Raw genomic sequence first — 10432 nt, 5'->3', positions numbered from 1 at the left:
GTCGGTCAGGCCTCGGCGTCGGACGGCTCCACCGCCGGTTCCGCGGCCGCCGGCTGCTCGGGTTTCTCGGCGGGCAGCCAGAACCACGCGACGACGACCATCGCCGCCGCCAAGCCGGCGAGGGTCCAGGACGCGGTGTGGAAGCCGTCGTAGAAACTCGACTGCGCGGCGCCGATCAGCCGGTCCGCCAGCGCCGGCTGCCCCTCGGCGGTGTACCGCGCGGCTTCGGTGATCGCGTTGCCGATCGAGTCCTGGGCCTTGGTCAGCGACTCCGGCGGCAGCCCCGGCACCGCCTCGCCGATCAGGTGGTGGGTGTAGAGCGACTGGAAGAGGCTGCCGACGATCGCGATGCCGAGCGTGCCGCCGAGCAGGCGGGTGGCGTCGTTCATCGCCGAGCCGACGCTCGCCTTCGCCGCCGGGACCACCCGCATGATCGCGTCGGTCGCCGGGACGCCGACCGTGCCGAGGCCGACCCCGATGAGCGTCATCTGGAGGGCGAGGACCGCGGCGCTCGTGTCGTTGGATTCGCCGGTGAACCACACGAACAGGAGGGTCAGCACGCCGAGCCCGGCGGTGATCACGATCCGGGAACCCCACTGCACGGCCAGCTTCCCGCCGAGGATCGACCCGATCACCATGCCGACCGCGACCGGGATGAACCGCAAACCGGTCTCCAGCGGGGAGTACAGCTTCAGGAACTGCAGGTACAGCGTGAGGAGGAAGGTCAGGCCCATCAACGTGAACGTCGCGATCGTCATCGCCCCGCAGGCCGCCGAGAAGCGCGCGTCGCGGAACAGCCGGACGTCGAGCATCGGGGTGCGGGCCTTGATCTCGCGCACGTACAGCGAAACGAAGAGCACGACGGCGGCGGCGAAGCCGGCGATCACCCGGGCGCTGTCCCAGCCCGACGCGGGTGCCTCGATGATGGTGTAGACGAGGATGCCGAACGCCAGGCACGACAGGAGCAGGCCGCTCTTGTCGAGCGCGGGCGTTTCCGGGTCACGCGAGGTCGGCACGAACGCCGCGGTCAGCCCGAGCGCGATCAGGCCGATCGGCGCCATCACGAGGAAGATGCTGCCCCACCAGAACGCCTGCAGGAGCGCACCGCCGGCGAGCGGGCCGAGGACCATGCCGATCCCCGAGCACGCGCCCCAGATCCCGATCGCGGCCGCCCGTGCCTTCCGCTCGACGAAGACCGTCGTGAGGATGGACAGGGTCGTCGGGTAGATGAAGGCCGCGCCGAGGCCCATGACGGCCCGCGCCGCGATCAGCTCGCCCGCGGTGCTCGCGTAGGCGCCCAGCCCGGAGGCCAGGGTGAACACCGCCAGGCCGAAGACCAGCGCGCCCCGGCGGCCGAACCGGTCGCTGAGGCTCCCGGCGGCGATCACCAGCGCCGCGAAGACGAGGTTGAAGGCGTCGGAAACCCATTGCAGGTCGACGGTACTGGCGTGCAGCTGGTCCACCAGCTCGGGCAGCGCCACGGTGACGATCATGGTGTCCATGTTGATCACGACCACACAGACACACAGGACGGCGAGGATCATCGCCGGCGATCGAACGGATTTCGTTGCTGTACTCATGCCATCTTTCTTCTTCGGTTTCCGGGGCCGATGCGGCGTTGCCGCGTTTTCTCAGCCCGCTTCCTGACTCCTGCGGCGGAGCTGAGGCCGGTGGGACGCCCGCAGTTCGGTCCAGCGCTGGGCCAACCGGGCGACGGTGGGTGCTTCGAAGATCAGCTGGATCGGCACCTCGACCCCCATCATCGAGCGGATCCGGGCGATCAGGCGGGCCGCCAGCAGCGACTGGCCACCGCGCTCGAAGAAGTTGTCGTCGATCCCGACCTGGTCGAGCCCCAGCACTTCGGCGAACGCTTCGGCGAGCGTCCGTTCCTCGGGGGTGCGGGCCGCGCGGTAGCGCGCCTGGCCGAACTCGGGGTCGGGCAGGGCCCGCCGGTCCAGCTTCCCGTTCGCCGTCAGCGGCAGCTGCGGCAGCACGACCACGGCCGCGGGCACCATGTACTCCGGCAGCCGGGCGCCCACGTGGCTGCGCAGCTCGGCGACGTCGTGGACGGCCGCGCCCTCCTCGGCCACCACGCGGCTCAGCTCCGCGACCTCGCCGATCGACGCGCCTTCGGCCGGGACGACGTAGGCCACCAGCAGGCCGGATCCTTCGCCGGCCCCGCGCGCCACCACGACCGCCTGGGCGACCGCGGGGTGCTCCAGGAGGACCGCTTCGACCTCGCCCGGTTCGATCCGGAAACCGCGGACCTTCACCTGGTGGTCGACCCGGCCGAGGTACCGCAGCAGCCCGTCGTCGCCCCACTTCACGAGGTCGCCGGTCCGGTACATCCGGCCGCCCGCCGGGTCGAGCGGGTCGGCGACGAACCGCGAGGCGGTCAGGCCGGCCCGGCCGCGGTAGCCGCGGGCGACCCCGGCACCGGCGATGTACAGCTCGCCGGCCACCCCCACCGGCACCGGCCGCAACCCGGGCCCGAGGACGTGGACGCGCTCGTCGTCCAGCGCGCTGCCGATGGGCATCGAGGCGTCCGTCGCGGTCCACGGCCGGGATTCCCACGGCTCGGCGAGGGCGTGCTCGGTCGAGGCGACCGCGGTTTCGGTCGGGCCGTAGCCGTTGACGATCGTGGTGCCCGGCAGCGCTTTCTGGACCCGCTTGACCAGCGACGTCGGAAGTGCTTCGCCGATGAAGACGATCGTGTCGGCGGTGACCGAGCCCTCGAGGCTGTCGACCATTTCCGCGAAGACCGACGGCACCGTGCTGATCACCCCGCCCGACCAGCCGCCGCGCTCGGCGAGGACCAGCGCGTCCCGGACGACCTCGAGGGTGCCGCCGGTGCTCAGCGCCCCGAACAGCTCCAGCACCGAGACGTCGAAGCTGACCGACGTGCTGGCCAGCATCCGCGAGCCGGGTGCCACGCCCATCCGCTCGGCCACCTGGGCGACGAACGCGACGACGTTGGCGTGCGCGAGGGCGACGCCCTTGGGCTTGCCCGTGGACCCGGACGTGTAGATCACGTAGGCGAGGTTCCGCGGCCCGGCACCGCCTTCGAGCGCGCCGGCTTCGGCCCGCGGCTCGCCGGCGTCCTCCACGAGGAGCGTCGGCGGCAGGTCCGGCGGCAGCTTCTCCCGGGTCGCTTTGTCGGTGATGAGCAGGACCGGCCGGGCGTCGCCGAGCACGAACTCCAGGCGCTGAGCGGGATAACCCGGGTCCAGCGGCAGGTACGCGCCGCCGGCCCGCAGGACGGCCAGCAGCGCCACCACCAGCTCCGCCGTGCGCGGCAGCGAAACCGCGACGACCGATTCCACGCCGACGCCCCGGCCGCGCAGCACGCGCGCCAGCCCGTCGACCCGGTCGGCCAGCTGCCGGTAGGTCAGCTCGACGTCGTCGCACACCACGGCGAGCGCGTCCGGCGTCCGGTCCACCTGCGCGGCGAACAGGTCCGGCAGCGTGGCGTCCGGCAGCTCGACCGGCGCGGCGGCCCGGGCCGCGACGAGCGCGCGTTCCGCCGGCACCAGCACGTCGACCTGGCTGACCACGATCGCCGGATCGGCGGTCACCTGGCGCACGACCGCGCGGAAGCGCTCGGCCAGCCGCTCGACGGTCCCGCGGTCGAACAAGGCGGTGGCGAACTCGATGCGGCCTTCGACCACGCGGTCGCCTGCGGCGTCGAGCGCCTCGACGAGGTCGATCGTCAGGTCGAACTTCGACGACCCGTTCCCGATCCACCGGACCGTGCCCTTCAGCCCGGGCAGTTCAAGCTCCGCGGCCTCGGTGTTGTGCCACGAAAGCATCACCTGGAACAGCGGCGCGTACGCGGTCGAACGCTCCGGGTTCAGCAGTTCCACCAGCAGCTCGAACGGCGTGTCCTGGTGCTCGTAGGCCGCCAGCGCCTTTTCCCGCACCTGGTCGAGCACTTCGGCGAAGGTCGGGTGGGCGGACAGGTCCGCCCGCAGCACCACGTTGTTGATGAACATGCCGACCAGGTCGTCGAGCGCGTCGTCGGTGCGCCCGGCGATGGGCGAGCCGATCGTGATGTCGTCGCCGGCGCCGAGCTGGTGCAGCACCACGGCCAGCACCGCCTGCCACACCATCGCCACCGTGGCGTCGTGCTTGCGCGCCAGTTCCTCGATGAGCCGGAACTCGGCCGTGCCGACCACGAACCGCACGAAGTCGCCGTCGTAGGAGATGTTCTGCGGGCGCGGGCGGTCGAGCGGCAGCTGCAGCGGCTGCGGCACCCCCGCCAGCTCGGTGCGCCAGTACTCGAACTGCCGAGCCAGCACGCTCTTCGGGTCCGCCTGCGAACCCAGCAGTTCCCGTTGCCACAGCGCGTAGTCCGCGTACTGCACCGGCAGCGGCGCCCAGCCGGGCGCGTGCCCGGCCAGCCGGGCCGTGTACGCCTCGGACAGGTCGCGCACCAGCGGTGCGGTCGACCAGCCGTCGGCGGCGATGTGGTGCAGCAGGGCCAAGAGCACGTATTCGTCGTCGGCGTGCCGGATCAGCGCCACCCGCAGCGGGATCTCGGCCGTCAGGTCGAACTTGTGCCGCACCTGCGCGTCGATCGCGGCGTCGAGCTCGCCGCCGGGCACGGTGAGCTCGGCGAACGGCACGTCGGCCTCGTGGGCCGGGAGGATGCGCTGGACGGCCCCGCCCTGGTCGTCCTCGGCGATCAGCGTGCGCAGGCTCTCGTGCCGCGCGACGACGTCCGCCCAGGCCGCCCGCAGTGCCGGGACGTCCGGCTGTCCCGAGAGGCGCATGAGCAAAGGCGCGTTGTAGGTCGAAGACGGTCCCTGGAAGCGGGACAGGAACCACAAGCGGCGCTGGGCGAACGACAGCGGCAGCGCGTCCGGGCGGCGCCGGGCGAGCAGCGCGGGCCGGACCTCGGTCCGGTAGTCGAGGCTCGCGAAGACGCCGGCCACGGTCGGGGTTTCGAAGACCACCTGGATCGGCACCTCGACGCCCATCCGCGCCCGGATGCGGGTGATCAGCTTGACCGCGAGCAGCGACTGCCCGCCGAGGGAGAAGAAGTTGTCGTCGATCCCGACCTGGTCGAGCCCCAGCACTTCGGCGAACACGTCCGCCAGCAGCTTCTCCCGCTCGGTGCGCGGCGCGCGGTAGCGGTCCCGCGCGATCTCCGGCTCCGGCAGCGCCCGCCGGTCGAGCTTCCCGTTGGCGGTCAAGGGGAAGCTGTCCAGGACGACCACGGCGGCGGGGACCATGTACTCCGGCAGCCGCGCACCGGCGAACCGGCGCAGCTCCGCCGGGTCGGCGTCGCCCACCACGTACGCCACGAGCTGCCGGTCCGCCCGGTCCCGCTCGCCCGCGCGGCCGTGCACCACGACCGCGACCTGGGCGACCGACGGGTGGGCCGCCAGCACCGCTTCGACTTCCCCCGGTTCGATCCGGAACCCGCGGATCTTCACCTGGTCGTCCACCCGGCCGAGGTACACCAGCTCACCGGAAGCGGTCCACCGCACCAGGTCCCCGGTCCGGTACAGGCGGGAACCACCGGGGTCGAACGGGTTCGCCACGAACCGGGCCGCCGTCAAGCCCGGGCGGCGCAGGTAACCGCGCGCCACGCCGTCCCCCGAGACGTACAGCTCGCCGGTCACCCCCGGCGGCACCGGGCTCAGTCCCGGGTCCAGCACCACCGCGGACATCCCCGGCAGCGGCGTGCCGATCGGCACCGGGCCGTCCGGCACGCCGTCCCGGTCCGCGAACGGCCGCGTCACCGCGAACGTCGTCGCCTCCGTCGGGCCGTAGCCGTTGGTGATCGTCGCCGAGACGGTTTCCAGCGCGCGGGACAGCGTTTCGGCCGGGATCTCCTCGCCGCCCACCCAGACCTCGTCCACCCCGTCGAAGACACCGGGGCTCTCGCGGACCAGCAGCTCGAACAACCGGGTCGTCATGAACAACGCCGAAACCCGGTGCGACACCAGGACTTCCCCGATGACCGCGGGGTCCAGCCGCCCCGGCGGAGCCAGCACCGCCGTCCCGCCGCCCAGCAGCGGCACCCACAGCTCGTACGTCGAAGCGTCGAACACCAGGGGCGAATGCACCAGCACCCGGCGGTGCCGGCCGGACGCGTACACCGGCGCGGCCGCCAGGTCCGCGACCGCCGCCTGGGAAACCGTCACGCCCTTGGGCGTTCCGGTCGACCCGGACGTGTAGATCACGTACGCCGCGTTCAGCGGCTCCAACCGGTCCGCGACCGCGTCGCCCGGGCAGGCCCGCACCTCGGCGCGTACGGCTTCGGCGTCGATCACGACCTGGGGCACGTCGAAGCCGGCGGTCGCGCCGCTGGGCTCTTCGGTGGTCAGCACCAGCCGCGCACCCGCGTCGGCGAGCACGAACCCGATCCGCTCCGCCGGGTACCCCGCGTCGATCGGCAGGTAGGCCCCGCCCGCCTTCCAGATTCCCAGCAGCACCGGGACGAGCTCGAGCGAGCGCGGCAGCACCACCGCCACGATCGACTCCGGCCCGATCCCGCGTCCGGACAGGAAACGCGCCCACCGGTTCGCCCGCTCGTCCAGCTCCGCGTACGAAAGCGTTTCCCCGCCGAGCGCCACGGCCGCCGCGTCCGGGCACGACGCCGCCCGCTCGGCGAACGCGGCCGTCGCCGTCGCCGCTTCCGGCCGCGGCGCGCCCGCGCGGCCCCACTCGGCCAGCCGGTCCCACTCGCCCGGCAGCAGCGTGCTCAGCCGGCCGACGGCGGTCCGCGGGCCGGCGGCGATCTGCGTCATCACCGCCTCGAAGCGCCCGGCCAGCGCGGCCAGGTCCGCGGCGGCGTACCGGGCCGCGTTCGCGTCGAACCGCACGACCAGCCCGCCGGTCCGCTTGTCCTCGTACGCGGTGACCGCCAGGTCGTCGACCACTCCCGCCGACTCGATGGCGAACGCGCCCGGCGCGCCCCCGAAGTCCAGCGCGTCGGAGAACGGCAGGATCCCCAGCACCGGCCCGAGGTGCTCGCTCACCGACCAGCCGGCGGCCGAGATCACGTCCGACGTCGAGCACCCGGAGTGCCGCACCGCTTCGCGCACCTCGCCGGCGATCCGCTCGGCGACCTCGGCGAACGGCGCCTGCTGCGGGATCGCAACCCGGAGCGGGACGAACCCCGCGCGCAGCCCGGGCTCCGCCTTCGTCGCGCCCGTGCGGTTGGCCATCGTCAGCCGGACGGCGAAGTCGTCCGCGCCGGAAAGCCGCTGGATCAGCACCGACAAGCCCGCGATGAAGTAGCTGGAGAACCGGAGCCCGAGTGCGTCGGCGGCGGCGCGCCAGCGGTCGAGTTCGGCGGCCTCGACGTGCAGCACGTGGTGTTCGAGGCCGACGCGCCCCGGTGCGCGCTGCCCCGCCAGCGAAACCGGGGCCGCGACGGCGGCCAGCCGCTCCTGCCAGAACGCCCGGTCGGCGGCCGCGGCCGCCGACTCCCGGTACTCGCGATCGGCGTCGGTGAGGGTTTCGGGGCCGGTGAACCCGCTCGGGCCGACCGGGGTGCCGGCCAGCTTCGCGGAGTAGACCGCCGCGACCCGGCGCATGAAGACGGTGTAGCCGAACACGTCGTTCAGCAGGTGGTGCATGGCGACGAACACGAAGAACCGGGCGGGCCCGACCTTGACCGCGCCCACCCGGCACAGGGTGTCCGTCGCGAGGTCGAGCGGGCCCCGCCGGTTCCAGGCGACGGCCGCGAGGGCCGCCGCGACCGGGTCCGGTTCCGCGCTGACGTCGGTGATGACGGCCTCGGTGGTCACGTCGTCGCGGACGAACTGGTACGGCCCGTGCTCGTCCTCGTCGAAGTTCGTCAGGAACGGCCGCGCTTCGGCCAGCACGTCGCGGAACGCCGCGCGCAGCACCGGCAGGTCCAGCTCGCCGTCGACGTCCCAATACACCGCGGTCAGATTGGGGAGCTCCGGCCGCAGTTTCTGCGCGAACCAGATGGACTGCTGGGCGGCGGACAATCGGAGCGCTTCAGTGGCGGGCACAGCATCCCCCAGATGCGGAATTGTTTGAAAGAGGAATTCGGCGGCTATATCGAGCACTTTCCGAGTGGAATCACCTTGGCACGCTCCGCTTCGGATCGTCAAACCTTGGGGCTCAGCGAACGGCCCCACGCCAGCGATCCCGACGGGATTTCGGCCAGCTCGTACCCGGCGGGCGGCGTGGCGTCCATGAGGTGGCGCACGAAGTAGTCCCATTTCCGCCGGGTGACGTAGGCCTCGCGGTGGAACATGGTGTGCCCGGCGCCGGGCACCATCAGCAAATCGAAGTCCTTGTTCGCCTCGATCAAGGCGTCCACCAATCCCAGTGTTTGGTACGGCAGCGCGTTGTCGTCGAGCTCGCCGTGGATCAGCAGCAGTTTTCCGCGCAGGTTCCCGGCGAGTTCGGCGTTGACGCACCGGAGGTAGCGCTCGGGTTCGTACGGGCCCTGGTAGACCTCGCCCCACCACGGCAGCTGCAGCCGCGGGTCGTGGCACCCGGACACCCCGATCGCCACCCGGTAGAACTCCGGGTAGGCGAGCACGGCGCGTACAGACGCGGATCCGCCGGCGGAGTTGCCGGTGATCCCGACGCGCCCGGTGTCCAGCCACGGGTACCGGCTGCCCAGCTCGGTGATGGCCGCCACGTGGTCGTCGAGGCCGCCGAAGTCGTCGATGTGCCCGTAGGACAGGTCGTGGAACTCCTTGTCCCGGCCCGGTGTGCCGCGGCCGTCCACCGAGACCACGGCGAACCCCAAGGCCGCGTACGCCTCGAAGTCGCCGGTGCCGGTGTTGTCGAACCCGGGCGGCGCGTGCTGGGAATGGGGTCCGGGGTAGATGCGGTCGACGACCGGGTACCGCCGCTGCGGGTCGAATCCGTACGGGCGCCAGAGCAGGCCGTAGATGTCGGTGGTGCCGTCGGCCGCCTTGACCCGGAACCGCTCGGGGGGCGTCCAGCCGGCCCGTTCGAGCGCGGAGACGTCGGCTCGCTCCAGCTCCACCACCACCTTGCCGGTCCGGTCGCGCACCACCGCGACCGGCGGCCGGTCCGCAAGGGACGCGGTGTCGACCAGGTAGCGGCCCGACGGCGCGGCCTGCACGACGTGGTCGTCGAGGTCGCCAGTCAGCCGGGTGAAGCCGCTGCCGTCCAGCTCGGCCCGGCACAGCTGCCGGACGTACGGGTCGGCGTCGACCAGGCCGGCCGCGGTGAAGAAGACGACGCCGTCGTCCTCGTCGACGTGGACGATCTCCCGCACCGCCCAGGCACCCTTCGTCACCTGGTTGACCAGAACCCCCGAAGCGGAATACCGGTAGAGGTGCCCCCAGCCGTCGCGCTGGGAGTACCAGAGCACTTCCCCGTTCGCCAGGGTGCGCACCAGCGGCGGCTGGAAGATCATCTGGTTGGGCTCGACCCGGGTCTGGCCGGTTTCTTCGACGACCACCCGGGATCGGCCCGTCGCCAGGTCGACCGCGATCAGCCGCAGGCGCAGGTAGAACCGGCCGGGGTCGAGGTAGAAGAGCGTCCCGCCGTCGGCCGACAGCCACGCCCGGTCCCACGCCAGCGGCGAGCGGAACGACGCGTAGAAGGGCTCGGCGTCCGACGGCGTCACCGTCCGGCGCTCCAGGTCGACGACGACCAGGTGCAGCATCGGCTGGTTTTCCTCGCCCGCCATGGCGTACCGGTAGGCGTGCGAAACCGGGCGGCCGCCACCCTCCGGCGCCGACTCGACCAGGTGCAGCAGCCCGACCTCGCGTTCGTCGATCCGGTGCGTCACCAGCTTCGCGCCGTCGGGGGCCCACAGCACCACCGGGGGCGCGACCGCCCCCGCCTTCCGCATGATCGACCGGTGCTGCCAGAACGTCGTTTCGGTCGCGTACGCGTTGTCGGCCGAGCCGTCGTGGGTGAGCGCCGACTCGGCGCCCGTTTCGTCGCGCACCCACAGGTTGTGGTCGCGGACGAAGACCGTCCACCGCCCGTCCGGCGAGCGGGATTCCCCGGGGGCCGCGGAAACCGGCGCCTCGACGGGCGTGCACGCGTAGTCCGCCAGTGAAACCCGCCACCGGCGGCCACCGGATTCGACGACCACGGCGGCGCTTTCGACGTCGAGCACCGACAACCGCGGTATCACGCGCTCGACCGGTTCCCCGGTCGCGGCCGCCAGCGCGGTGGCCATCCGGGCGTGGTCGAAGGCGGGTTGCCGCGTGCCCGCGGCCGGATCGACCAGCACGTGTTCCGCGCCGTGCGCGCCCGACGTCGGGTACCAGAACGAATCCGACCGGGCCGACCACGTCAGCGGCCCGACCACGCCGGTGATCAGCGAAGAACGGCGCGGCCGCAGCATCTGCTCCGCCCGCCGGTAGTCCTCGACGGCAATGGTGCGCTCCATGAGCGCGACGATACGGCATAGTCTACGCCGTAGACAACTACCCGATCCGAGCCCCCG

The 10432-nt window shown here is 72.4% G+C and carries 3 protein-coding genes; all 3 read right to left on the bottom strand.

The genetic code is table 11. The features are described from left to right. Positions 1 to 5 precede the first annotated feature (5 nt). The 3 genes from EIY87_RS25745 to EIY87_RS25735 all read right to left on the bottom strand — a co-directional run bounded on the left by EIY87_RS25745 (position 6) and on the right by EIY87_RS25735 (position 10375). Positions 6 to 1544 carry an MFS transporter gene (locus EIY87_RS25745; RefSeq protein WP_225440147.1) on the bottom strand — a complete coding sequence of 513 codons (1539 nt, stop codon included), beginning with the start codon at positions 1542 to 1544 and terminating at the stop codon, positions 6 to 8. An 87-nt stretch (positions 1545 to 1631) separates the two neighbouring features. Beyond that, entirely contained in the window at positions 1632 to 7994 is a 6363-nt protein-coding gene (locus EIY87_RS25740) for a non-ribosomal peptide synthetase (protein ID WP_158641357.1), read from the bottom strand. Positions 7995 to 8092: 98 nt separating this feature from the next. Further along, positions 8093 to 10375, bottom strand: coding sequence for a S9 family peptidase (locus EIY87_RS25735; protein ID WP_125312464.1), 2283 nt, complete (start codon positions 10373 to 10375; stop codon positions 8093 to 8095). Between the last annotated feature and the right edge of the window lie 57 nt (positions 10376 to 10432).

The sequence above is a fragment of the Amycolatopsis eburnea genome, from assembly GCF_003937945.1.
In the GTDB taxonomy this organism is placed as follows: Bacteria; Actinomycetota; Actinomycetes; order Mycobacteriales; family Pseudonocardiaceae; genus Amycolatopsis; species Amycolatopsis eburnea.
This window is presented reverse-complemented; position numbering and strand designations above follow the sequence as displayed.

Coding starts and splice junctions, on each gene's coding strand:
- EIY87_RS25735 (WP_125312464.1), bottom strand. CDS start 10,375: ATGGAGCGCACCATTGCCGTCGAGGACTACCGGCGGGCGGAGCAGATG.
- EIY87_RS25745 (WP_225440147.1), bottom strand. CDS start 1,544: ATGATCCTCGCCGTCCTGTGTGTCTGTGTGGTCGTGATCAACATGGAC.